This window comes from Flavobacteriaceae bacterium, from assembly GCA_014075215.1.
Classification (GTDB): domain Bacteria; phylum Bacteroidota; class Bacteroidia; order Flavobacteriales; family Flavobacteriaceae; genus Polaribacter.
Map to the genome: position 1 here is coordinate 2,934,857 of CP046177.1, position 25,199 is coordinate 2,960,055.

Annotated in this window: 24 protein-coding genes and 2 pseudogenes; 11 read left to right on the top strand and 15 right to left on the bottom strand. The window is 34.6% G+C overall.

Annotated elements, in window-relative coordinates; all coding sequences use genetic code 11:
- Positions 1-21: 21 nt before the first annotated feature.
- The 5 genes and pseudogenes from GKR88_14505 (at position 22) to GKR88_14525 (ending at position 5,238) form a co-directional block, all read left to right on the top strand.
- Positions 22-663 carry a protein-L-isoaspartate(D-aspartate) O-methyltransferase gene (locus GKR88_14505; protein QMU65380.1) on the top strand — a complete coding sequence of 214 codons (642 nt, stop codon included), beginning with the start codon at positions 22-24 and terminating at the stop codon, positions 661-663.
- 267 nt (positions 664-930) lie between these two features.
- A pseudogene (locus GKR88_14510) lies at positions 931-1,615 on the top strand (transposase).
- A 443-nt stretch (positions 1,616-2,058) separates the two neighbouring features.
- Positions 2,059-3,606, top strand: coding sequence for a PglZ domain-containing protein (locus GKR88_14515; protein ID QMU65381.1), 1,548 nt, complete (start codon positions 2,059-2,061; stop codon positions 3,604-3,606).
- Positions 3,607-3,627: 21 nt separating this feature from the next.
- Positions 3,628-4,041 (top strand): tRNA (adenosine(37)-N6)-threonylcarbamoyltransferase complex ATPase subunit type 1 TsaE, encoded by a 414-nt coding sequence (gene tsaE / locus GKR88_14520; protein ID QMU65382.1) that lies wholly within the window; start codon positions 3,628-3,630, stop codon positions 4,039-4,041.
- Positions 4,042-5,238, top strand: coding sequence for an alanine dehydrogenase (locus tag GKR88_14525; protein QMU65383.1), 1,197 nt, complete (start codon positions 4,042-4,044; stop codon positions 5,236-5,238).
- Between the two features lie 19 nt (positions 5,239-5,257).
- Here the strand turns inward: GKR88_14525 and GKR88_14530 are convergent, their stop codons facing one another.
- Positions 5,258-5,401 carry a hypothetical protein gene (locus GKR88_14530; protein ID QMU65384.1) on the bottom strand — a complete coding sequence of 48 codons (144 nt, stop codon included), beginning with the start codon at positions 5,399-5,401 and terminating at the stop codon, positions 5,258-5,260.
- Between the two features lie 75 nt (positions 5,402-5,476).
- On the opposite strand from GKR88_14530, the gene GKR88_14535 reads away from it, so the two are divergent.
- Positions 5,477-5,848, top strand: a complete 372-nt coding sequence (locus GKR88_14535; GenBank protein ID QMU65385.1) for a DUF4258 domain-containing protein — start codon at positions 5,477-5,479, stop codon at positions 5,846-5,848.
- A 4-nt stretch (positions 5,849-5,852) separates the two neighbouring features.
- Here GKR88_14535 and GKR88_14540 read toward each other — a convergent pair.
- Positions 5,853-6,440, bottom strand: a pseudogene (locus GKR88_14540) (hypothetical protein).
- A gap of 9 nt (positions 6,441-6,449) precedes the next feature.
- Entirely contained in the window at positions 6,450-6,854 is a 405-nt protein-coding gene (locus GKR88_14545; protein QMU65386.1) for a VOC family protein, read from the bottom strand.
- Positions 6,855-7,026: 172 nt separating this feature from the next.
- Here GKR88_14545 and GKR88_14550 point away from each other — a divergent pair, with 172 nt between their 5' ends.
- The gene (locus GKR88_14550) at positions 7,027-7,719 is read left to right on the top strand and encodes an NAD-dependent deacylase (protein ID QMU66733.1); all 693 of its coding nucleotides are present in this window, start codon (positions 7,027-7,029) and stop codon (positions 7,717-7,719) included.
- Here the strand turns inward: GKR88_14550 and GKR88_14555 are convergent.
- The 7 genes from GKR88_14555 to GKR88_14585 form a co-directional block, all read right to left on the bottom strand.
- Positions 7,691-8,158 carry a hypothetical protein gene (locus GKR88_14555; protein QMU66734.1) on the bottom strand — a complete coding sequence of 156 codons (468 nt, stop codon included), beginning with the start codon at positions 8,156-8,158 and terminating at the stop codon, positions 7,691-7,693. The two genes, GKR88_14550 and GKR88_14555, sit on opposite strands and share 29 nt — an antisense overlap.
- A gap of 70 nt (positions 8,159-8,228) precedes the next feature.
- Positions 8,229-8,678, bottom strand: a complete 450-nt coding sequence (locus GKR88_14560; protein QMU65387.1) for a 50S ribosomal protein L9 — start codon at positions 8,676-8,678, stop codon at positions 8,229-8,231.
- Positions 8,679-8,695: 17 nt separating this feature from the next.
- Entirely contained in the window at positions 8,696-8,995 is a 300-nt protein-coding gene (gene rpsR, locus GKR88_14565) for a 30S ribosomal protein S18 (GenBank protein QMU65388.1), read from the bottom strand.
- Positions 8,996-8,998: 3 nt separating this feature from the next.
- On the bottom strand, positions 8,999-9,340 hold the full coding sequence (locus GKR88_14570) for a 30S ribosomal protein S6 (GenBank protein ID QMU65389.1): 342 nt from the start codon (positions 9,338-9,340) through the stop codon (positions 8,999-9,001).
- A 359-nt stretch (positions 9,341-9,699) separates the two neighbouring features.
- A complete protein-coding gene (locus GKR88_14575; protein QMU65390.1) occupies positions 9,700-10,791 on the bottom strand; it encodes a hypothetical protein in 1,092 nt (363 codons plus the stop codon).
- A gap of 23 nt (positions 10,792-10,814) precedes the next feature.
- Positions 10,815-11,651, bottom strand: coding sequence for a hypothetical protein (locus GKR88_14580; protein QMU65391.1), 837 nt, complete (start codon positions 11,649-11,651; stop codon positions 10,815-10,817).
- Positions 11,641-12,201 carry a sigma-70 family RNA polymerase sigma factor gene (locus GKR88_14585; protein ID QMU66735.1) on the bottom strand — a complete coding sequence of 187 codons (561 nt, stop codon included), beginning with the start codon at positions 12,199-12,201 and terminating at the stop codon, positions 11,641-11,643. The genes GKR88_14580 and GKR88_14585 overlap by 11 nt, the downstream gene beginning before the upstream one ends.
- 382 nt (positions 12,202-12,583) lie before the next feature.
- Here GKR88_14585 and GKR88_14590 point away from each other — a divergent pair, with 382 nt between their 5' ends.
- Both GKR88_14590 and GKR88_14595 read left to right on the top strand, forming a co-directional pair.
- Complete coding sequence (locus GKR88_14590; GenBank protein ID QMU65392.1) at positions 12,584-12,880, top strand: hypothetical protein; 297 nt, start codon at positions 12,584-12,586, stop codon at positions 12,878-12,880.
- Positions 12,865-13,311 carry a hypothetical protein gene (locus GKR88_14595; protein QMU65393.1) on the top strand — a complete coding sequence of 149 codons (447 nt, stop codon included), beginning with the start codon at positions 12,865-12,867 and terminating at the stop codon, positions 13,309-13,311. Before GKR88_14590 ends, GKR88_14595 begins: the two co-directional genes overlap by 16 nt.
- Positions 13,312-13,513: 202 nt before the next feature.
- Here GKR88_14595 and priA read toward each other — a convergent pair whose 3' ends face one another.
- Entirely contained in the window at positions 13,514-15,958 is a 2,445-nt protein-coding gene (priA, locus tag GKR88_14600) for a primosomal protein N' (GenBank protein ID QMU65394.1), read from the bottom strand.
- Positions 15,959-16,316: 358 nt separating this feature from the next.
- Between priA and GKR88_14605 the strand changes: the two genes are divergently transcribed.
- On the top strand, positions 16,317-17,537 hold the full coding sequence (locus GKR88_14605) for a T9SS type A sorting domain-containing protein (GenBank protein QMU65395.1): 1,221 nt from the start codon (positions 16,317-16,319) through the stop codon (positions 17,535-17,537).
- A 71-nt stretch (positions 17,538-17,608) separates the two neighbouring features.
- Here GKR88_14605 and xerD read toward each other — a convergent pair whose 3' ends face one another.
- From xerD to GKR88_14625, 4 genes are all read right to left on the bottom strand, one after another.
- Positions 17,609-18,511 carry a site-specific tyrosine recombinase XerD gene (gene xerD / locus GKR88_14610; GenBank protein QMU65396.1) on the bottom strand — a complete coding sequence of 301 codons (903 nt, stop codon included), beginning with the start codon at positions 18,509-18,511 and terminating at the stop codon, positions 17,609-17,611.
- A gap of 20 nt (positions 18,512-18,531) precedes the next feature.
- On the bottom strand, positions 18,532-21,009 hold the full coding sequence (locus GKR88_14615) for a TonB-dependent receptor (protein QMU66736.1): 2,478 nt from the start codon (positions 21,007-21,009) through the stop codon (positions 18,532-18,534).
- 88 nt (positions 21,010-21,097) lie between these two features.
- Positions 21,098-21,439 carry an arsenate reductase (glutaredoxin) gene (arsC, locus tag GKR88_14620; GenBank protein QMU65397.1) on the bottom strand — a complete coding sequence of 114 codons (342 nt, stop codon included), beginning with the start codon at positions 21,437-21,439 and terminating at the stop codon, positions 21,098-21,100.
- A 22-nt stretch (positions 21,440-21,461) separates the two neighbouring features.
- Complete coding sequence (locus GKR88_14625; protein QMU65398.1) at positions 21,462-22,553, bottom strand: peptide chain release factor 2; 1,092 nt, start codon at positions 22,551-22,553, stop codon at positions 21,462-21,464.
- 254 nt (positions 22,554-22,807) lie between these two features.
- Between GKR88_14625 and GKR88_14630 the strand changes: the two genes are divergently transcribed.
- The gene (locus GKR88_14630) at positions 22,808-25,198 is read left to right on the top strand and encodes a DUF5117 domain-containing protein (GenBank protein QMU65399.1); all 2,391 of its coding nucleotides are present in this window, start codon (positions 22,808-22,810) and stop codon (positions 25,196-25,198) included.
- Position 25,199 lies beyond the last annotated feature (1 nt).

Genomic DNA, 25,199 nt, shown 5'->3' on the forward strand with positions numbered 1-25,199 from the left:
TGCAGTGTAATAAGACTTATTTTGAAAGATACTGCAAAACATCAAGGACTTAGAAATCAGTTAGCTACTACAATAGCAGCTAAAGGAATTACGGATAAAAATGTTCTAAAATCTATTAAAAAAACCCCAAGACATTTGTTTATGGATAGTAGTTTTGAAGACCATGCGTATCAAGATAAGGCGTTTCCCATTGCTGCCGGACAGACAATTTCTCAACCTTATACCGTAGCATTTCAGACACAGGCACTGCGCATAGCACCCAATGATAAAGTGTTGGAAATTGGAACGGGTTCCGGGTATCAGACCGCAATACTATTAGAATTAAAAGCCAGGGTATATTCAATAGAGCGTCAACAGGAGTTGTTTAAAAAAACGTCCATGTTTTTACCAAAATTAGGCTATCATCCTAAAAAGTTTATTTTCGGGGACGGTTATAAAGGGCTGCCGGAGGAATCTCCGTTTGATAAAATTATAGTAACTGCCGGAGCTCCCTATGTACCAAAATCACTACTCAGCCAGCTAAAAATAGGGGGGATGCTGTTAATACCGGTTGGAGAGGTCAAACAAAAAATGACACTATTTACCAGAAAATCTTCTAAAGAATTTGTGAAAAAAGAGCTGGGTGATTTTAATTTTGTCCCAATGCTTCAAAAGAAAGTGTGATTTTGATTGTTCCCCATGATACCTGCTTATCTTTTTTGGCCGGATATTGAAAGGTGTTTGATGAATTGAAAAATTAAAAAATTGAAAGATTAAAAGATTTAAAAAATGTTTTAATGATTCTTTTTACTATCATTTTGACTTTAAACTGTATTAACATTTAATTATACTCAAAGCTACCTATTGAAGTGATTTAAACTTTTTATAGAAATAAAAACGGGTTGTGGATATTTGCGTTACGACACGTAAAATATTCAAAAACAACCCGTTATGTACACAGTACTAGACAAAGATACGATAGAAATGGAAATAGTTCTTCTTTTACCAAAAACAAAACGAGGTTTTCCACCAACGGTTCCGCTGGTTGAGATTATTAATGCTATACTTTATAAGCTCAAGACTGGTATGCAATGGAATCAACTCCCAGTCAAAGCATTATTTGAACATCAAGCCATTACTTGGAATGCAGTCTATTATCATTATAGAAAGTGGTGTTTATCAGATACATTAAAGCATAGCTGGATTACATTCCTTAAGCATCATAAAAAAGAGTTAGATCTTTCTAGCGTTGATTTAGATGGCAGTCATACGCGAGCTTTAAGTCGTCACAGGCACACTTGAAGAAGCTGATATTGCAGTTGAGGGTTTATTTCTAAACGCAGACACTGGCTTTGATTCAAAAAACTTTCGACAAGCTTGTGGTAAAAAAGAAATTATTCCCAATGTATGTTTCAATAAACGGAATGGAAATACTCAGGATAGAGAGGAGTACTTTGACCAAGATTTATATGACCAACGTTATGCGGTGGAATGCACCAATGCTTGGATGGATAGCTTTCGATCTTTGTTAAATCGCTTTGATACTACAATAGAAAGTTGGAAAGGATTTAACTACTTGGCTTTCTTTGTTATAGCTCTGAGAAAATTTAAAAAAAGAAAAACTAAAAAAGTTTAAATGAGTTCACTGTATAAAATAATTTTTTGTAATTCTATGAAAATAAAAGAGACAAATATTCAAAAAGTAATTACCCTAAGTAAAAGTAACCCCTCTAATTATATTGTTTTGGAAGATGGCGGAGTAGTGTATAATGATTATATTTTTAAAGGCTATAGGGAATTAGTCGACTATTTACTTTGCATAAAAAAACACTATTGTTTATTGATAATTTAAAGCCTTTGAGACCTTTGCAGAATTGATTTGTCAAAAAAGTTCGATGCCCGAAGAAAATTTTGAGTCGGAATAACCCGTTGGTTTTGAGGATTTAAAATTTTCGAGAAGGAAGAAATTTGAAGCGAAATCAATTCAAGTACGGAATATATCACTATTTTTGGCAAAGGTTTCTTGATGATAAATACGAACAATTAAATACCTTTATCCTTTATAAACAACATTCTAAAATGGGAGATATTAATATATTATGGGTAGATGATGAAATAGATTTATTAAAACCTCATATTCTTTTTTTAAAAGAGAAAAACTATTCTGTTACTACTTGTACGAATGGCGTAGATGCAATAGATTTAGTAGACAAAAAGTTATTCGATATTATTTTTTTGGATGAAAATATGCCTGGTATTTCGGGTTTGGATACACTAAATGCTATCAAGCAAAAATATCCAAACCTTCCTGTGATTATGATCACTAAAAATGAGGAGGAGTATATTATGGAAGAAGCTATCGGGTCTAAGATTTCAGATTACTTAATTAAACCTGTAAATCCGAATCAGATATTGTTAAGTTTAAAAAAGAATTTGGATAATTCCAGATTAATTTCAGAAAAAACCACTTCTGATTATCAACAAGAATTTAGAAAAATTGCAATGGATTTAGCTTCGGCAAATTCTTACAAATGTTGGATTGAACTATATCATAAACTTGTACATTGGGAGCTAGCTTTAGAAAATATTAATGATACGGGAATGCTGGAGATTTTGGAGAGTCAAAAATCAGAAGCTAATAATTTATTTTACAAATTCATAAAAAAAAATTATCAGAAAGGATTAACTTCAGATGATAAACCGACATTTTCACATACCTTTTTTAAAGATTTTGTAGTACCGACTTTAGATGACCGGCAAGGGGTACTTTGGGTAATTATAGATAATCTCAGGTTTGATCAATATAGAGTTTTAGAACCCGCCATAAATAATTATTATAAGAAAGAAGAAGAACATTTATATTTTAGCATCTTACCTACAGCCACCCAGTATGCAAGAAATGCTATTTTTTCCGGTTTAATGCCATCTGAAATGGAAAAAAGATACCCTGATTATTGGAAAAATGATACGGATGAAGGTGGAATGAATTTATTTGAAAATGAATTTTTGACTGCTCAAATTAAACGATTGGGGTTACCTATTGAACATCAATATTATAAAATATCCAATTTAAAAAGAGGAAAAGGGTTAGTCGACAATTATCACAACACCAGGCAAAATAACCTGACCGTTGTTGTATATAATTTTGTAGACATGTTATCGCATTCTAAAACAGAGATGGAAGTTATTAAGGAATTGGCTCGTGATGATAAAGCATATCGCTCACTCACTGTTAGTTGGTTTAAAAATTCACCCTTGTATGAGATCATACATAAAGCGCAGCAATTAGGTCAAAAATTAATTATTACTACCGATCATGGTACCATTAATTGCAAACACCCGACAAAAGTAATCGGAGATAAAAATATCAGCTCAAATTTAAGATACAAGACCGGAAAAAGTCTTACTTATGAAGAAAAAGATGTATACACCGTTAGAAATCCAAAAGATATTTTCCTACCTAGTTTAACGATAAACAGCCCGTTTATTTTTGCTAAAGAAAACTTGTTTTTTGCATATCCGAATAATTTCAATCATTTTGTAAAATATTATCGAAATACGTATCAACACGGAGGTATTTCTCTGGAAGAAATGATTATTCCTTGTGCTATTTACAGTCCTAAATAAATAATATGTGGTTTTCAATCCATGAATAAAGAATTCACATTAGAAAAGATTCCTGAAATTTCACAAGAAATTTTAAATCAATCTCAACACAAAATACTACTATTTTATGGAGATATGGGTGTTGGAAAAACGACTTTAATTAAAGAAATATGTAAGAATCTTGGTGTAGCAGATGAAACCTGTTCTCCTACTTTTTCAATTGTCAATGAGTATGTGATTAACTCTGAATCAACGATCTATCATTTTGATTTTTACAGACTTAAAAATGAAGATGAAGCTTATGATATCGGATTTGAAGATTATCTGTTTTCTGATCACTGGTGTTTTATTGAATGGCCGGATGCTATTAAAAATTTAGTACCTTTAGAGTCAACTGAAATTCATATATCGGTTTTAGAAAATGGTAAAAGGAATATCCGGTTAAAAAATGTATAGATGAGTTTGTATTCGCCCTTTAGTAAAGAAGAACTTTTACCGCAGGCAGAAATGCTTGAAATAAAAAAACAGAAAGGAGAACTTCTTATTGGCCTTCCCAAAGAGACTCATTATGAAGAAAAAAGAGTATGCCTCACTCCGGACGCAGTAGCAGCACTTTCTGCACAGGGGCACAGAGTAGTTATTGAAACAGGCGCAGGTGAAGGTTCAAATTATACTGACCGGGAATACGCTGATGCCGGTGCTAAGGTTTCTTATGATATCAAAGAAGCTTTTGCTTGTACTATTATTTTGAAAGTTGCTCCTCCATCTCTTGAAGAAATTGAGTTTATCAATCCGCAAAGCATACTCATATCTGCATTGCAATTAAAAACTCAAAAGAAAATATTTTTTGAAATCCTAGCTAAGAAAAGAATTACTGCCGTAGCTTTTGATTATATAAAAGACGAACACGGAGTATATCCTGTTGTGAAATCATTAAGTGAGATTGCCGGTACTGCTGCGATTTTAATTGCCGGGGAGTTTATGAGTAGTGTTCACAAAGGAAACGGGCTGCTGCTCGGAAATATAGGAGGGGTACCTCCGACAGATATTGTGATTCTTGGTGCCGGAACGGTGGGTGAATTTGCAGTGAGAACCTCTTTGGGTTTTGGTGCAAGGGTAAAAGTGTTTGACAATTCTATTACTAAATTAAGAAAGCTGCAACGTTTTTTTAATACGCCTTTATATACATCAACCGTACAGCCCAAAACGCTGGCAAAAGCACTCAGAAGGTGTGATGTAGCCATAGGTGCCATCAGGGGGAACAACAGGTCGCCTGTTATAGTTACCAAAGAAATGGTTGAACAAATGAAAGACGGAGCCGTTATCGTAGATGTAAGTATTGACAGAGGCGGATGTTTTGAAACTTCCGGTGTTACCTCTCATAGCGACCCTACTTTTATAAAATATGGGGTTACTCACTATTGCGTACCCAATATACCTTCCAGATATGCAAGAACGGCTTCTTTTTCAATCAGTAATATTTTTACTCCTTATTTGTTGGACATAGCTAATGAAGGAGGATTTGAAAATGCTGTCAGATATGATAAGAGTTTAAGAAACGGTATGTATTTTTATCATGGAATACTAACTAATAAAACAGTTGCTAATTGGTTTGATTTACCTTATAAAGACATTAATTTATTAATTATTTAAGGAACTCATTTAAACTTTTTCAATTTGCTAAAAAATTACTGTTTTCCGCTCTGTTTTTATCTTTTTTTCCTTCCGTAACGCTGCTATGCAACTCAAAAAATCCTTCAACAGCCCTAAAAACTTCTAATTTTCGCTTACATCCAAAAAGTTTAAATGAGTTCAAGGAATAAAAAGCGTTAAAAATAGTTATCAATCTTTAATTTCAGTTATTTTTGTAATTCGTTAGTAATTATTTTGTGTGCGACTTATAAAGCGAATCGGGTATTATGTAGTAGGCCTTTCATTAGGAAGTGTCGTTGTATTCTTTATTTGGAAAGAAAAAGGTGTTACTTTTGATTATGGTCCGGATGCAAGGACTTTAAAAACCATAAGAATCAAACATAGATTGTATTCTGAACAAGCAAAAAGAACATTATTAAAAAATAACTTGGATACCTTAGCAGTCAATTCAATTCTTAAACATGGGGATGTACATTTTGGAAAAAGCAATCAACATAAAAAGCCCTGTGCAGAATACTATATCAGTGACACATACGATAGTAAAAAATTAGCTATTTGGGTAATTCGCTGCGATTCTACAGCCACGATAGATACTATTTGGTTACGATAGTTTTTCAACATTTTTTATACTTGTCATGTAGGCCTACTCTTTTTATAATCATAGGAATAATCTTCTCCAGACGTTTTTGTTTTGTGGTTTCTCTTTTGGCTTCGGAAATATAAGCTGCATATTCCCTTTTACAACTCAAAGACAACGATTCAAATTTTTCTTTTAGCACTGTATTTATATCCAATTGTTTTTGTAAATCGTCGGGTATGATCAAAGGTTTTTTTTGTTGTTTTATAACTTTTCCCTGTTGTTGGTTTTGGATAGCCTCCAAAATGTATTTCTTAATAATTGATTCGTCAATATCATGAATACTTGTAAATCTCCATTGGCGCATAGCAGTAGTTTTTCCTTCTTGTGCATTCACAAGTTTACCATGTGTGTCTTTTAACAAAGCACCTTGAACAAACCATAAACCAAAATGATGTTTAAAGCCTGATATTCCAACAATATTTTTCCCTCCGCTGGTATAAAAAGGAACTCCTCACTTTATTGTTTCTTCAACAGGCAGTTTTAATAAAATAGTGCGTACTAATTTTAAGGCTTCTTTCCAGGTAGTTTGTTTTTCTATATATGCAGTAACTTTTGCATTCATGATCAATTACTAATGCGGGCTGCTAATCATCCATTGTATTCCAAATTTATCAATAAAGCTTCCAAACTTACCTCCCCAAAATACATCCTGATATGGCATCTCTATTTTACCTCCGTCAGCTAATCCGTGAAATAGTTTCTCTCCGTGTTTGGCATCATCTGCCATAATAGATATATGATAGGCACTGCCTTTTACAATAGGTTTGTGAAATGCATCGGAAGCTTTTAACTCACACCCCTTACCGAAAGTCATCGTAAGATGCATTATTTTATCTTCCGCACCTTCGCTGAGATATTCCGGTGGCCCGTCCGAATAACGCATAAGCACTTGAAACTCTCCGTTTAATACTTCTTTATAAAAAAGCATCGCCTCTTCACAATTTCCTTCAAAAGTCAGGTATACATCACATTTCATAAATAGTTCTTTATGTTTGTACTATAAATATATCATTTATGAGCTATATTTTCAAAATAATGTTTCTTAATTTTTTCTACATTTTTAATCGTTTTCTCAATCCATTCCAGATATAGCTCCTCTTTTTCACAGGTCTCTTACAAACATAATAAAATTTCCTACTTTTATGAGTATGAAAAGATTGGTAGTTTTGACCGGTGCGGGGATGAGTGCGGAAAGCGGATTAAAAACGTTCAGGGATGCTGGTGGCTTATGGGAAGGGCATGATATCATGGAAGTTGCTACACCACAGGCATTTGAAAGAAATCCGGAATTGGTATTGGAATTTTATAATCAGCGTAGAAAGCAACTTTTAGAAGCAATACCTAATGACGGGCACCATCAGTTAAGACATTTGGAAAACTATTTTGATGTACACGTCATTACGCAAAATGTAGATGATTTACACGAAAGAGCGAAAAGCACTCATGTTTTGCATTTACACGGAGAGCTTAAAAAGGTACGAAGTGTTTCAAATGAAAACCTTATTTTAGATTGGACCGAAGATCTAAATATAGGTGATTTGGCAACTGACGGCAGCCAGTTAAGACCTCATATTGTTTGGTTTGGAGAAGCAGTTCCTATGTTAGATAGGGCTATTGAAATCACTAAAAAAGCTGATATGCTGGTTATTATCGGAACATCTATGCAAGTATATCCTGCTGCGAGTTTGATTAACTTTATTGAACCAAACATACCTATCTGTTTTATAGACCCGAAACCATCTATAGTCGGGTATTACAACCAAAATTTGACCATCATAAAAAAGAAAGCTGTTGACGGGACTCGGGAACTGGTTAAGTTATTAACCCGTCAAAAAATTTGAATAATCTCCCTTCGGTAATAATACTGCCTTTTTCTATCAGGCTAAACAGTTCCGTATTTCTTTCCGGAGTGTATTTTTTCTCTCCGGTCAAGTATGTTACGGAAGCATCTTTTGGATGATGCAGTAACCATCGATATCCTTCTTCCGTAAACAAATCAATATCGGAATGAATAGTAATCACAATTCTTTTGATAACTGTTTTTCCGCATTCAAATAAATTCAAAGATTTTTTGGAAAAGTGTTCCAAATACTGCACTTTATGCAACACATCTTCCCATACAAGATCGCTATATACGTTTAGCTCCTCTTCCACCAAAGAAGGTTTTTTAACTTTTATGATCTCCCATTCTTTTACATCGATCTTTTGAGTGGCTAAGAATTGTGCAAATTCTTTGTGCAAAGATTCAAACTGTTCTTTGGAAAGCTGCCTGTATTTCATTTTAAAAATAAAAAAGCCCGCCAAATGGCAGGCTTTCATTTATTATTTTACATCAATTATTAAGTGGTTTTTATTTTTCAGCGACTACTTCAAAAGTAATATCGGCTACCACTTCTTTATGTAGTCTTACGGAAGCACTATATTTGCCTAGCCTTTTGACTGATCCGCCGACTACTTTAATGTATTTTTTATTTATTTCCGTACCGGATTTTGCAATTGCTTCCGCAACATTTATATTGTTTACAGAGCCAAATAATTTATCTCCCGCACCTACTTTAGAAGGAATTTTAATTTCCAAACCTTTGACAGTCTCTGCCAGTTTATTGGCATCTTCAATTAATTTAGCTTCTTTGAATGCGCGCTGCTTTAAATTTTCCGCCAATACTTTTTTAGCAGAAGAAGTAGCTAAAATTGCAAAACCTTTAGGAATCAAAAAGTTTCTGCCATAACCGTTTTTAACGGTTACTATATCATCTTTAAACCCCAGATTTTCTACATCTTGTTTTAATATCAATTCCATAATACTACTTCTTTTAATTATTTTAACATATCTCCAACATAAGGCATCAAGGCTAAATGACGAGCTCTTTTAATGGCCTGTGCAACTTTACGCTGGTATTTTAATGATGTTCCTGTCAAACGTCTCGGTAAGATCTTACCTTGTTCGTTTACCAAATACATTAAAAAATCCGGATCCTTATAATCTATATATTTAATACCGCTCTTTTTAAAACGGCAATATTTGGCTTCTTTTTTAGTATCGATATCAAGCGGAGTTAAATAACGTACTTTACCTTGCTTGTTTCCTTTTACTTGTTCTTCTATGGATGATGCCATGTCTTACTTTTTTGCAGATGTTATACGTTCCCTTCTTTTTTCAGCCCAAGCTGCAGCATGTGCATCTAACTTTACAGTTAAATAACGCATAACGCTATCATCTCTTCTGAACTCAAGTTCAAAAGGCGCTACGGCTTCTCCGGCTATTTTATACTCAAATAAGTGATAAAAACCACTTTTTTTATTTTGAATGGGGTATGCCAACTTCTTTAAGCCCCAATCCTCTTTGGAAATCATTTCGGCACCTTTGGAAACCAAATAGTCCTCAAACTTTTGTACTGTTTCCTTTATCTGAGTATCAGATAAAACGGGATTCAAAATGAAAACAGTTTCGTAATGATTCATAATAGGTATTAATTGTTTTTTAAATTGAGGTTGCAAAGGTACAAAAAAAATCAACATTTCAAATTTATATACTCATTTAACCCAGGGTAAACGCATTAAAGTTAACATGCTTTTAATCAATACTTTATGATTTTTTGATCCAAGTTAACCTGTAATTATTTTCAAAAAAATGAATAATCATTAAAGGTAAGTTTAAAAAATTACGAATAAAATCCATTATTAAATGTCAATTCTTTAATGAAAAATTAGTTTTATTGATATATTCATAAAAGTTTAATGCGTTTGCCCTGTCATTTAACCCGAATGATGTTTTTCGGTGTACGGGATCCTTTTCCAATGAAAAGAAGTTTTTTTAAGAACTAATCAAAATCAAACCGAAGCCCCATAGAAATATTTCTAGTTTCCGTATTCTTAAACAATGAATTGAGGTCGTATTTTACATATAAACCGTAACTCCGATAAGCCAAATAAGCACTCAATCCGTAATTATAAATATTGGTATTGAAACCTGCTTTTTGTAACTCCTCTACCCTGATTCCGGAAGCATTTCTGTATTTCAAATATTGTCTTGTTCCTAACTTAAACCCTAGAAAACCTCCCAAACCCACTCTCCATGATTTGTTTCTACGATCGCTAATCGTTCCGTCATCATACGTTCTGTTTTTAGAAAAATCGATTTCCAAATGAACCGGAAAAATCATTTGTACATGGCGCAATCTACTTTCTGATGTCGAAAATTGAAATACTTCCAGTCTTGTATTTCCACCGTCCACTACGTGATATTGATTACCTTCAGGTCTTAAATTATTCCAAAGAAATGAAAAACCATATTTCAAATAAGCTTTGGATGCTTTTTCACTTAAACGATATTTAAAAGTAAAACCTACTTCATAAAACCTGGATTTCCAAAACTTATATGGAGAATCATTTAAAGAGGTAATTCGATGGTTTGTTAATATATTATTTGCACCTAATGCAAAGACAAACTGACTTGTAGTTCTTCTATTTCTCCTTCTTTTAGAGCGCCTTTCTCTTCGCCCCCTTCTTCCTTCGTCATCTTCCTCTGTAAAACGAAGTTGAAATGTCTTTCCTCCTATAGAGAATGTACTTTCTTCATAATATCTATCTTCCCCTAAAATTTTCCCATCTGTTTTTGCCTGTACTAAAAGTTGAAGATTCCGTTCTTCAATTACTACTAAAGTTTCAATTCTTTTTGCATGATATGCTGCAGCTTCTTTTTTTAATTGATCTGCCTGAGTTTTGGTAATTTTTCCTTCTTCCAGTTGCATATTGATTTCTTTCACCCTACTTTTTAGAGAATCCTTCTGTTGTTTGATAATTTGGTCGATATTTTTTGAAATTTTTTTTACTTCGCTCTCAAAAGTTTTATTTTGAGATATGGCAGTAGCTGTATAGAACAACACTACTATAAATAGTATGCTTTTCATGATAATATACTTTAAATTTTTTGGTATTAGTTATTTCTATTGGCAATAGCTATTGCCACATCTGAAACTCTTTTTTTAATAAACTGATAAAAATTGTTTTGAAAACTTTCTTCCCGAACATCTCTTTCTACTTCTGCTAAAATGATTTTCGGATCTATTTTTAAATTTGTTTTTTGCAATTCTTTTTCAATGGCTTTTAAAACTGCTGCCCGAGATACCTTATACTTTTGATAATACTTTTTTACTTCCTCTTTTGTATGTGTTACTGCATACAAAAGAGCATCACTACTAACTGAAATCCTATAATTGGTTTCTTTAAAATTTGTTTCTTTGTCCCATATACCATCCTTATTAACCCGGGTTTCGACAACTGTTTGTTTTTCTTTTTGAGGAATGAATACTTTTTTTTGAACTTTCAAATCTGTCACTAATTCTTTTTGAAGGTTTTTTTGAGCAGTTGAAAGTTGTTTTACAGCTACCTGAGATAATTTACCTTCCTGTATGTTCCTATCAGCTACTTCTTTCCGTATTATCCGTTTGGCGGAATTTGTAACGACCGCATCTTCTTGTTTTACAACTTCTTTTACTTTCTGCTTGTCAATTTGAGGAATAGTCATATCTTTTTTTACAATAGTATTTTCCAGTATGATTTTCTCATTTTTCGAAGTATCATTCAAAAAAAAGAACAGCGAAATCATCAACAAAACAGACGCTGCATACCCTATGTATAAAAACCGTCCTCTCTTTTTCTTCTCCTCCAAATAATTTAACTGATAAGACAAACGCTCCCAGGCAGAGGCCGACGGTTGTATTTTTCTAGTCTGTAATTTTTTTCTAAACTCTTTGTCTAACTTATTTTCCATGAGTACTCATATAATTTATTTTGTGATAATGCTCTTGTAACCATTTTCTTGCTTTAAATAATTGTGATTTGGACGTGCTTACCGTAATGTTCAATTTTTCGGCAATCTCCGTATGTTTATACCCTTCTATAGCATATAAATTAAATACCATTTTATAACCTTTCGGTAAACCATCAATCAATTTTTGTATATCTTCCGTTGAAGTATTTTCCAAATTCTCAGCTGCATAATTATTGTATACATACTCTTCATCCGTCATCTGTATAGCGTTCTTTTTTCGTAAATATGACAGACATGTATTGACCATAATTCTCCGAATCCAATTCTCAAAATTTCCTTCGTGCCTGAACTTGTGTAAATGTGTAAAAACTTTTAAAAATCCTGACAACATCAATTCTTCCGCATGACGGCTGTCTTTTACATATTGTCTGCAGACACCTAGCATTTTTGGAGAAAACTTATCAAAAATTGCTTTTTGGGCTGTTCTGTCTCGTTGTATTGCTTTTTGTATTACCAATTTTTGCGAATGATGTAATGAAATAATTTTCATGAGTGATTCTTCTACTATAAATGAACTCAATAATTAAAATTTATAAATATGTTTTTCACCTCAATTGTTTTGTTTTTACACATGATATAATTAAAGACTACATCAAAAGTAAAAAGGTTGCTCCAAATTATGAATTGAAAGAATGATAAAGCACAACATGTATTTTCTAAAAATAATTTTACTAGCTTAGCTTAACGTTTTTTTGAATATCCGTTAAATGCCTAAGAAAAATACAGTTGAAAAGTTGAAAAATTTGAAAGTTGAAAAATGTAAAAGCCCGCATTTTAGTGCTTATTTTTAACTTTAAACTATATTAGGTGTCATAACGGGTAATCAAACGTATTTAATTCTCGGAGGAACTAGTTTCTTAGGCCCACACCAAGTGGCATATGCTATTTCCGGAGGGCATTCGGTCAGTATTTTTACCAGAGGAAAGACAAAACCTACCATTCACAAAGAATATTTTGAGAAAGTTGAACATTTGATCGGCGATAGAGAAGACAATCTAAAAGCATTGGAAAATAGAAGCTGGGATATTGTGATTGATAATTCGGGAAGAAAAACAGCATGGACAAAAAAAACCGCAAACCTCTTAAAAGAAACTGATAAGGTACTGCTAAAAGAGCCTGATAGCATTGAAGATGAAACCTTAAAAATGGAATATTGGTATGCGTTATGAAAGCTACTTCCGAGTTAGAAGCAAGCAACGCTTTTGGAAAAGAAAGAACCATTATTGTAAGACCGACCTATGTGTTTGGCCCGGGTGATAGAACCGATCGTTTTACACATTGGCCGATTCGACTGGCAAAAGATGGCGATATTCTTGTTCCGGGAGAAAAAGAGGATCCCGTACGGTACATCGATGTCAGAGGTGTTGCCGAATGGTGTATCCGACTGGCAGAAAACAAAGCTTCGGGAACATATAATGCGGTAGGATCATCGGAAAATATTACTATGCACGGTTTTATTGACAAAGCAAAATCAACTTTTGATGTGGAATCGAATTTTGTATACGTAGATAATTATGATTTCTTAAAAGAAAATAATCTATACTATATTCATTCCCTGGATCATACAAGATCAATACACCTACGGTTCAGCTCGAATTAATAATGATAAAGCAAAAAATAACGGATTGACCTTTAGAAATTTAAATACTTCCATCAAAGAAACTCACGATTGGTGGTATTCCGACACATTAACTGATGAGAGAAGAAACTAATTTGAGAAAAATCCGAAATCTATTTTATTTAGGGAACAGGAACTTCTAAAAAAATGGAAAGCATTTAAGAAGCAGTAATACTTCGGCAATTCAATACGCATCCACATCAATGATAAAACGAATCGGGCGAAAATCTGCTACTGCCTGAAATGTATTTTTGATTTTATCCACTTGCCTTTTGGTTTTTCCAAGAGATTGTTTTGGCGGAATCTTAATCGCCAAATTTTTAATATATTGATTGCGGATTCTGGAAACCGCAGGAGCCGAAGGGCCAAGAACGTTTTCAAAAAACACGTTTTGAAATGCCTTTGCCAACCAGGTAATTCCTGCATCTACTTTCTGATAATTTTTGTGTTTTAATGTAATTTTTATCAGGCGATAATACGGCGGATAATGAAATTGCCATCGATCTTGTAATTGTTCTTTGTACATTCCCCAATAATCTGTAGTGGAAACTTGCTGTAAAATCCGATGATACGGGTTATAGGTTTGTATCATTACTTTTCCCTGCTTGTACGAACGCCCTGCCCTACCCGATACCTGTACCATCAGTTGAAAAGCGCGCTCATGTGCTCTAAAATCCGGGAAGTTCAGCAACGCATCGGCATTTAAAATCCCAACTAACGAAACATTATGAAAATCCAGCCCTTTAGACAGCATTTGTGTTCCTACCAATATATCTATTTTCCCGGCTTCAAAAGCACCGATAATCTTCTGATAACCGTATTTTCCCCGAGTAGTATCTAAATCCATACGGCCGATAGTATGGTTGGGAAATAACTCTTTTAACTCCAACTCTATTTGCTCGGTTCCAAACCCTTTGGTGCCTAACTGATTGCTTCCGCAAGCTCCGCAATTATTCGGCATGGCACGTTGGTAATTGCAATAATGACAACGCAGTTCATTTTTAAACTTATGGAAAGTCAAACTCACATCACAATTAGGGCACTGTGGCGAAATTCCACAAGTTTTACAGATGACGATCGGTGAAAAACCACGCCGGTTTTGAAACAGGATGATTTGTTGTTTTTCATCCAGAGTTTCCTGAATCTGCTTTACTAAAACATCTGAAAAATGACCGTTCATTTCTCGTTTTTTGTTTTTTTCTTTGATGTCTATCAGTGCTATAGTGGGTAGTTTGATATCACCGAAACGACGTGTGAGTGCTACAAATCCGTATTTGTTTTCCTGTGCATTAAAATAGCTTTCCAATGACGGGGTTGCTGATCCTAGCAAAATTTTAGCCCGGTACATCTTAGCTAATACAATGGCAGCATCGCGAGCATTATATCTTGGCGACGGTTCGAATTGTTTATAAGAGGTTTCGTGTTCTTCATCTACTACAATCAATCCTAAATTAGAAAATGGTAAGAAAATAGCTGACCTGGCCCCCAAAACAATTTGCGCTTTGGGTTTGTTTTCAAGTATATTATGCCATACTTCTACCCGTTCGTTCATTGAATACCTGGAATGAAATACGGAAATCCGGTTTCCAAAATAATTTTGTAAACGTATAATGATCTGTGTTGTCAGTGCAATTTCCGGAAGCAAAAATAATACCTGTTTACCGGTATCTAAAGCCTCTTCAATCAGTTTGGCATAAACTTCTGTTTTACCCGAACCGGTAATTCCATGCAAAAGCGTTACGTCTTTTTTCTGAAACGAATCTTTTACCTCCTGTAAAGCCCGGGTTTGATAATCATTCAGTTCCTTTAAAACATTCGTTTTCCCTTGGTAAGATATTCGGTCTGTTTGCATATGGTAAAACTCAAAAATTCCCTTATCTGCCAGTGCTTTTACGACAGCAGAAGAAACTCCGCTTTGCGCTTCCAAACCTTTTGCTTTTACCGGTTTTTTAGAAGCAAACAATTGAAAATATCCTAATACGGCTTCTCTCTGTTTTTTTGCTGCGGAAAGTGCTTCCAGTAAAGGTTCCAGAAAACGTTCATCATTGTATTGAGGGCTTAACCGAACGTATTTTACCAGTTTTGGTTTGTACTGTTCATATATCTCTTCTTTAACATATATCGCCGATTTACGAATCAATTCATTGATAATGGGTACTACTTTTTTCTTGGCAAGGATCTCAGAAACCTGGTGAACCGTTAATTGTGATTGATGTTGTAGTGCTTCAAAGATCAAAAACTCGTCATCATTTAAAATTTCCTGATTTGAAAACGCTTGATTCTTATAAACGATCGTTTCACTCTCCAGTAAAAATGCAGAGGGCAAAGCCGCCCTATATACATCTCCCAAAGCACACATATAGTAATCGGAAATCCATTCCCAGTGGGCCAGTTGTAAGGTATTTATAATAGGCTTATCATCCAGTATTTGATAGATCTCTTTTGCATCATATAAAGTAGGTGCGTTTTGGTGAATAGCTATAACCAACCCTGTATATATCTTAGAATTCCCAAAGGGAACTGCTACACGATACCCTTCCTTCAGAAAATCAGCTTCCGCTTCACTTACCCGATATCGGAAAGATTTTTGAATGGGAATGGGTAATATAACATCTATAAAATAAGACAATTATAAGCTGCTTGGTTTAGATATATGCCGTTTCGATATAAAAAAAATACTCAATAGTTTTTTTACTTGCTCCAAATACTTAAATGCCGGCATCAGTGATACAATGACTTCATAACTCCATTCGAATGGGTATCGTCAAAATTACTGATTTTTTTCTATATTTAGACCTTTGCAGCATTGATTTGACAAAAAAGCCCGACGCCCGAAGAAAATTTTCAACCGGAATAACCTGTTGGTTTTGAGGGTTTAAAATTTTCGAGAAGGAAGAAATTTGAAGTCAAATCAATTTCAATACGGAATATATTACTATCTTGCAAGGGTCTCATATTGTAATATCAAAACTACTAAGCTAAAAATAATGAAAATAAGCTTTTTTTTATTTCTTTTTTTATATAATTTATACGCATTTTCGCAAACAGCTTCAGGAGATTTGGAAGCTTATTTAAACCTCTCGATTTCTAATATACCCGAAAATTCAGGGGATGATTATAGAGTACCCGCTAATACTGAGTTAACTTCCTGGGAAAACTGCATTCAAACGCTATTAAACAACGATTTGACAACTGCCAGAACTCATGCGGATATGATAAATTACCAAATTGTAGCATATACCCATACTGCAAATAATAATATGTATTATATTGTAGAAGAAAAGGTCCCGCAAACCAATTATTGGGGTACCTACGTATTTGCTCAAAACCCGGCTACAAATGCATTAATTATTCAGGCACCGCATTCGAGTTTTGATTTTAACACAGGAAAACAAGCTATTTACTCTTTTGTCCGGTTAAATAATGCTGCATTATTCTTAAATGGGGCACATCGCTGTAATCATAGTACCGCTTCCACATGCAGTGGGACTACAAGTGTCTGTAGCAGTACTTCGGAAGCTTATAAAATTTCTGATATGGCTCATAATTCCGATACTGTTTGGCAAAAAACAACAGCATTAATGAATAATGCCCATTCGGTTTTTGTTCAGCTTCACGGATTTTCAAAACAACCGAGTGATCCTTATGTTATCTTAAGTAACGGAACAGATCAAACGCCTGCTACGGATTACGCCGTTATGATTAAAGATGCGCTATTTAATCAAGATAATTCTTTAACGTTTAAAATTGCACACATAGATAATTGGACTCGCCTGGTTGGTTTTACAAATACTCAGGGGAGATTGCTCAATGAGAGTACAAATCCCTGTACTACTTCAGCTGCAAGTACAACAGGAAAATTTATTCACATTGAGCAGGAAAAATCCAAACTAAGAGAAAATGCTTCAGGCTGGGAAAAACTATTTCAAGCCTTACATAGTGTGTTTATTGCTTCTTTATCTACGGATAGCGTTAACAAGGTCGTAATGCTAAGTGAGAATCCTTTTAAAAAGACCATCCGGTTTTCAGGAAACAATATTAAAAATATTACGCTTTATAATATTCTTGGTAGTAATTATTACAAGGCTAACAACGATAATAATCAATCAGAATTTTTAATCGATACGTCAAATTATCCGAATGGGATTTATATCTTAAAAATGTTGAGTGAATCCGGGATAGTCTATAAGAAATTAGTTCGTAACTAATACAGTTAGAAAGTTTTGAGTTTCAAAAATGCCGAAAAAACAAAATCTTTGAAAATGGATATATCTGCTTTCTAAATGTGTCTCCTCGGATGGTATGTTTCTACAACATCTTTTAAGTGATTTTTATCCAGATGTACATAAATTTCGGTAGTTACAATACTTTCATGCCCTAACATCTGTTGTATGGATCTTAGATCCGCTCCATTTTTTAATAAATGCGTTGCAAATGAATGTCGTAATGTATGCGGGCCTATCTTTTTAGTAAGGTTAACGGATAAAGCTAAATCTCTTAGCAATATAAAAATCATTTGCCTGCTCAACCCCCTTCCGTTACGGTTTAAAAAAACAGTATCTTCAAAACCTTTTTTAGGTTGCACGTGCACTCTGATATCCCGAATATAAGACAGGAGGTATTTTTGAGCATTAGAATGAATCGGTATAAAGCGTTGCTTATTTCCTTTTCCTATTACTCTTATGTATCCTTCCTCAAAAAATAAATCAGATAGTTTTAATGTAATCAATTCGGAAACCCTGAGTCCACAGCTATATATGGTTTCAATAATAGTCCTGTTTCGTTCTCCCTGAGGATGACTCAAATCAACGGCTTTAATTAATGTATCTATTTCTTCTTCAGATAAGGTATCCGGTAGTTTTCTACCTATTTTAGGGGCTTCTATCAAATCGGTGGGATTGGTTTCCCGATAACCTTCAAAAACCAAATAGCTAAAAAAATTCTTTAATCCGGATATCAGCCGGGCCTGACTTCTCGGGCTCATTTCTTTTGCTATGTTATAAATAAATTCTTGTATGGTAACCTCTTCAATTTTAAAAGGGCTGATATGTATATCGCATGCTATTAAGTAATCGGATAGCTTTTTTAAATCCCTACCGTAACCATCTACAGTATTTTTGGAAAATCCCCTTTCTATTTTTAAAAAAGTAAGATATTCTTTGCTAACGGACTGCCAGTTCATCTATGATATGTGTTTATGATTTACCCTCCGAATTCTTCATCTCCAACATCATCGTTACGGTTTCTTTGCGGTCTTCCCCTCTTTTTCTTTTGATTGAATCGGTATGTGAAATTTAAAGACAGTTGACGTTGTCTCCATTGAAATTCTTGGTTGGAAATACTGGTAGGGTTTTCCATACTCGGAGCATGTGTCAACGTACGCCTTTTACGTGAATTAAACACATCACTAACGTTAAAAACCAATGTGCCTTTGTCTTTTAAGATATCTTTGCTAAGGGCAATATTTGCAGAAAATATCCCTTTTGTGTCATTTTGAGCCGTCTGTCCGGGGCCTCTGTAAAATAATCTTGTTTCCCATTGAATTTTTGCAGGCAGGGTAATTCGCGCATTAAACCTGGTAAACCAACTCCGGTTTTTGTTCCCCAAATCTTGTAAAACAGGAGTCATGATAATATTTCCAAGATTGTCCTGAGAGAATTGATTGTATTGATAAGTTCCTTTGGTTTCTGACTGAAAAAAATTAAAACTACCGGATAGTCTGACCTTTTTTGAAGGGTTAAAATTTGCTGTAAATTCAAAACCGTACCGATCTTCGGATGCTAAATTAATGGGTTCTCTGATAGTGACAATCTCAGAAACGTTGTTAATCAATCTGATTTCATCTCTATTTACTCTTTGAATCGTATTTACCGAATGTTGGTAATATATGGACGAGTTGAATGTAAACTTTTTTATTTTTTGTAAAAATCCGATATCAAAAGAGCTGGTAAATGTCGGAATCAATCCGGGATTTCCTTTAAAAATTACATTCTGGCTATTCCTGGATTCAAAAGGATTCAAAAACCAAAAACGGGGTCTTCTCAATCTCCTGCTATATCCTAAGGTAAAGCTTTGAGTTTCTGACCGTTCATATCCTAAATTAACCGTAGGAAACAATTCCGTATAATTGAAATCGAAATTTTCATTGGTATTGAGCAATCTTACTTTGGTATTTGTTATTTCGGTTCGTATGCCCAGTAAAAAGGAAAACTTCTTTATCTTACTTCCGTATTGTGTATAAAAAGCATTTATATTTTGCTTAAACTCCAAACTGTTAGAAGGGTTAAATTGCGGGTCCAGAGAAGGGGCATTTACCACAAAATCCGAGGTTAAGTACTGAAAATCACCCCGGTATCCGGCTTCAAATTGTGCGTTTTTTCCGACAGGCAATATATAATCCGACTGAACGAGTGTATTTTTGGAAATCTCATCGGTTCTGGTATTTTCATTTTCAGTTCCTTCCGATATCAGACCTATTTCCGTTTCACGACTATCACTATATTGAAAATCTGCGGTCAGTTTTTGCCCTTTTTTATTAAAATTATTCGTGTAATTCAAAGAAAACTGGGTGGTTTTATCATCTTCATTTTCATCTTCCAATCTTACAGAATTAGCAGTTGTGTTTCCATCCTGATCAAACTCGGAAATGGTATTAGTCGAGAAGTTTTTGTTGTCGGAGTCACGCAGGAAAAATGTTCCTGTCAGTGAACTGTTTTTGGAAAGAAAGTATTCCAGACCCGCATTTATATTATAACCTTTTCGTTTTCTGCTCCACAATCTGTCTTCAATTCTTCTGCTGTTGAACAACCCATTGTTAAAGGTGGTCAATTCCGTAAAGGAATTTCCGGGGCCTTTTCTATCATTATAACCCAAGTTTGAAAAAAGATTCACTTTTTTAGTTCTTAGATTTAAGTTAGTGGATAGCTGATATTGCCGGGGATCGCCAACAGTCGCATTTACAGCACCATTAAAACCCGCTGCTTTCCCTTTTCTTAAAATAATATTGATGATTCCGGCTGTTCCCTCCGCATCATATCTTGCAGAAGGAGACGTAATTACTTCAACACTCTCTATCGCATCGGCGGGCAATTGTCTTAACACATCCGTACCGCTTAGTCCTACTAAAGCCGAAGGTTTTCCGTCAATTAAAATTCGTACATTTTCATTGCCTCGCAAACTTACGGTTCCTTCTACATCTACATTCACAGAGGGTACATTATCTAACACATCAGAAGCATTGCCTCCCTTTACCGTCATGTCTTTCCCCACATTGTAAATCCGTTTGTCCAATCTGATTTCAACAGTAGATTTTTCTGCTATAATATTGATCTCATCCAGCGTTTCGGTATCCTCCGTTAACTGTATCGTGCCAAAATCCGTATTTTTATATATTCGTTTTTCGGGTAGCTTTTTTGTTTTAAAAGAGATAAATTCAATACTCATCTCATAAGTACCTTTAGGTATCTTTACGGTAAAAATTCCTTTGCTATTTGTAATTCCTCCACTTATTTTCTGTGTTTTAATATCTTTTAAAACAACAGTTGCATACTCCAGAGGTTTGCCGGTAGCAGCATCCGTAACTTTTCCTGAAATGGTTACCAGAGGTAGTGTTGACTCTTGTGCTGATACACCGGAGATAAAATATATGAAAACAGCAAACAGTACGAATGTTTTTTTCATTGTAATATATCTGGTCATGTTTTTTAGACTATAAAGTTGCTGTTAAGTTTAGTAGCGCATTGTAAATAGAAACGTATGTAGCTGAAAATCAAAGAATTTTTTTAATATTTTCAGCAGGCCTTCCTATGATTGCCTTGTCATGATACACAATTATCGGGCGTTCAATGAGCTTTGGATTTTCTACCATTATTGTAATGAGTTCTTCGTCTGTCAACTCTTTTCCTTTATAATGTTCCTTCCAGATAGCTTCATTTTTCCTGATGAGCTCAACAGGTTTTATTTTTAATACATCTATAATTGAAGACAATTCTTCAAAAGAGAGCATTTCTTTCAGGTATTCAACAATTTGAAATTCTTTCCCCGAATTTTCTAATAATTCCAGGGCTTCTCCGGACTTCCTGCAACGTGTATTGTGATATATTGTAATCATTTTATATATCTTTAAAACAGATTTATTTTTTTTGTCCGTGTAACATCAAAAATGCTTTTAAAAAAGGGTGAATATTTCCATCCATTACAGCATCTACATTTCCCGTTTCATGGGCTGTTCTCACATCTTTTACTAATTTATAAGGGTGCATCACATAGTTGCGGATCTGACTCCCCCATTCATTTTTCAATTTATTCGCTTCAATATCGGCTCTGGCAGCTTGCCTTTTTTGCAATTCAATTTCATATAATTGCGATTTTAACATTTGTAAGGCTGTTGCTCTATTATCGTGTTGAGATCGGGAATTGGAACATGAAATCTGGATTCCCGTGGGTTTGTACATTAATTGCACTTTGGTTTCTACTTTATTTACATTTTGTCCGCCCGCTCCACTTGATCTGGCAGTGGTTATTTCCACATCAGCAGGGTTCATTTCTATTTCTATGGAATCGTCTGCAACAGGGTATACATAAACCGATGCAAAGGAGGTATGCCGTTTTGCATTACTGTCAAAGGGAGAAATCCGAACTAACCTGTGTACCCCATTTTCGCCTTTTAACCATCCAAAAGCATAATCGCCGTCAAATTCAAGAGTAACCGTTTTTATACCCGCCGTATCTCCTTCCTGGTAATTTAATGTTTTTGTTTTATAGCCTTGTTTGTCCGCCCACATCGTATACATACGCATTAACATTTCCGTCCAATCACAGCTTTCCGTTCCTCCTGCACCTGCGGTTATTTGTATAACAGCACTTAAATTATCACCTTCATCGGAAAGCATATTTTTAAATTCAATATCTTCTAAAAAAGATTGTGTTTTGTTGAAATGATCAAGAACCTCTTCCTCTTGTACCTCACCTTCTTTATAAAAATCATATAAAACGAGTAAATCATCATGCAATGTAACGGCTGTACGGTAATCTTCTACCCACTTCTTTTTTAAACGTAAAGATTTCATTAAGATTTCGGCCTCTTTCGGATGGTTCCAAAAATCCGGATCGGCAGTTTTTTCCTCTTCATTACTAATTTCTATTGATTTTTTCTCTATCTCCAGATAAGAACTGAGCTTGGAAATCCGTTCAGCAATGTCTTTTAGTTGATCCTGTGTTACCATAACGTCATGCAAAAATAAATTAAATATTTGAGACCTTGCAGCATTGATGTGGTAAAAAAGTTCAACGCCCGAAGAAAATTTTCAACCGTAATAACCTGTTGGTTTTGAGGATTTAAAATTTTCGAGAAGGAAGAAATTTGAAGCCAAATCAATGCAATTACAGTGGGTTACCTATTTTGCATAAATATCTATTTACAATTCTGCTTTCTTATTATTAATTGTATTTTTATGAGCGATTATAAAGATGTTTATTTATGAAGAAATACATATTATTCCTATTCCTGACGGGATTTAACTGTCAGATTTTTCCACAATTTTTTCAAGGCAATAAAAATATTACCAAATACGAAGGCTTTATAGATATGTATTATGATGATAGCTCGGATAAAATATATCTACAGATTGAACATCTGGAACAGGAATTTTTATATGTATATGCGCTTTCCGAAGGGATAGGTTCCAATGATATCGGTTTGGATCGCGGGCAGCTAGGAAAAGGTGTAGTCGTATATTTTAAAAAAGCAGGAAATAAATTACTATTAATCCAGCCGAATCAGAGATACAGAGCACTTACTGACAATATTGAAGAGAAAAAATCCGTGAAAGAAGCTTTTGCAAAATCTGTCCTATTTGGATTTAAAATTAAAGAAGAAAAACAAGGAATTTATTTAGTAGATGCCACTTCCTTTTTTATGCAGGATACGCATGGTGTGAGTAACAGATTATCAGCCAGAAAGCAAGGCAATTATGTACTTGACAAATCTAAAAGTGCATTTAATACAAAAAGAACAAAGGCATTTCCTAAAAATAGTGAAATAGATGTATTATTGACCTTTAAAGGAAAACCTAAAGATAATACCCTGCGCAGTGTTGTGCCTAATGCAGCTTTGGTAACGGTACGTCAGCACCATTCTTTGATAGCATTACCTGACGATATGTACAAACCGAGAAAATTTGATCCTCGATCGGGTTCATACGGAATGACCTATTTGGATTATGCAACGCCGGTAAACGAACCTATTCAAAAAAGATATATATACAGGCATCGACTAGAAAAGAAACATCCGGAAGCAGCCGTTAGTGAAGCTGTAGAGCCCATTATCTATTATTTGGACAGAGGCACACCGGAACCTGTTAGATCTGCTTTGCTAGATGGAGCAAGGTGGTGGAATCAGGCCTTTGAAGCTATCGGATATAAAGATGCTTTTCAGGTAAAAATACTCCCTGAAGGAATAGATCCTTTGGATATACGATATAATGTTATCCAATGGGTACACAGGTCTACCAGGGGTTGGAGTTACGGAGGATCCGTATCCGATCCCAGAACCGGAGAAATTATAAAAGGGCATGTAAGTCTGGGATCGTTGAGAATACGGCAAGATTTTTTAATTGCGCAGGCATTACAGGCGCCGTATAAAAATAATGATACGGATGATGCATTTGCTCTGCAAATGGCAATTGCCAGAATACGACAGTTGGCTGCACATGAAGTAGGACATACGCTGGGCTTTGCACATAATTTTGCTGCAAGTACTACCGGCAGAGCTTCCGTTATGGATTATCCGCATCCTATGTTATCCCTTAAAAACGGTAAGATTGATTTTTCAAATGCATACGATACTAAAATAGGTGCCTGGGATAAAATAACGGTAGCCTACTCCTACCAAAATTTTGAAGAAAACGAGGATTTTCATTTAAAGAAACTCCTGAATGATGCTTTTGCAAAAGGATTGCGATATATATCAGATGCCGATGCAAGACCCAAAGGAAGTGCACACGCTTCTGCCCACCTTTGGGATAATGGTACGGATATTATTAATGAACTGGAAAATGTACTTGCTATTAGAAAAAATGCCGTCAAGGCGTTTTCTGCCGATAATATCAAGTCTTCGGAGCCATATTCGGTTTTAGAAGATGTTTTTGTTCCCTTGTATTTTTTTCACAGATATCAGACAGAAGCGGTTGTTAAAATTATTGGAGGTCTGGATTATAACTATGCTGTAAAAGGAGGTAATCAGACTATAATTAAAAGAGTGAAAGGTAAAAGAGAACGCAGGACCTTACAAGCTATTCTAAAAACACTGGATGTTACTGAAATTGCTATTCCCGAACATATTCTTTCGTTATTTCCTCCCAGGGCAATGGGATATGACAGAACCAGAGAATCTTTTAAGAGTAAAAACGGGGTTTCTTTTGATCCTTTTGGGGCTGTGGAAACAGCTTCTCAAATGACTTTAGAATTGGTATTACACCCTCAGAGAGTATCAAGATTAATACAGCATAAAAGTTTGGATGCGAGTCAATTAGGTTTTATAGAGTTATTGGATGAACTGATCAAAGCAACTATTAAAAAATCACATAAAAAAGCATATCATCAAGAACTCCAAAATGTTATCAATGTTCAGGTATTACACCAATTATTTTCTTTATCATTCAATACTGAAGTATATAGACAGGTAAACGCTATTGCTAATAGTAAAATTGATGAGATCTACAATATATTAAACGATGTCAAATCAAAAGGAAATCAAAAAATATATAATCGGGAACTGTTGAAAATGATTACTGATTTTAGAAAAAATCCTAAAAGTTTTAAAAAAGCAACTGCTCCGAAAATACCTGACGGCTCCCCAATTGGAAATTAAA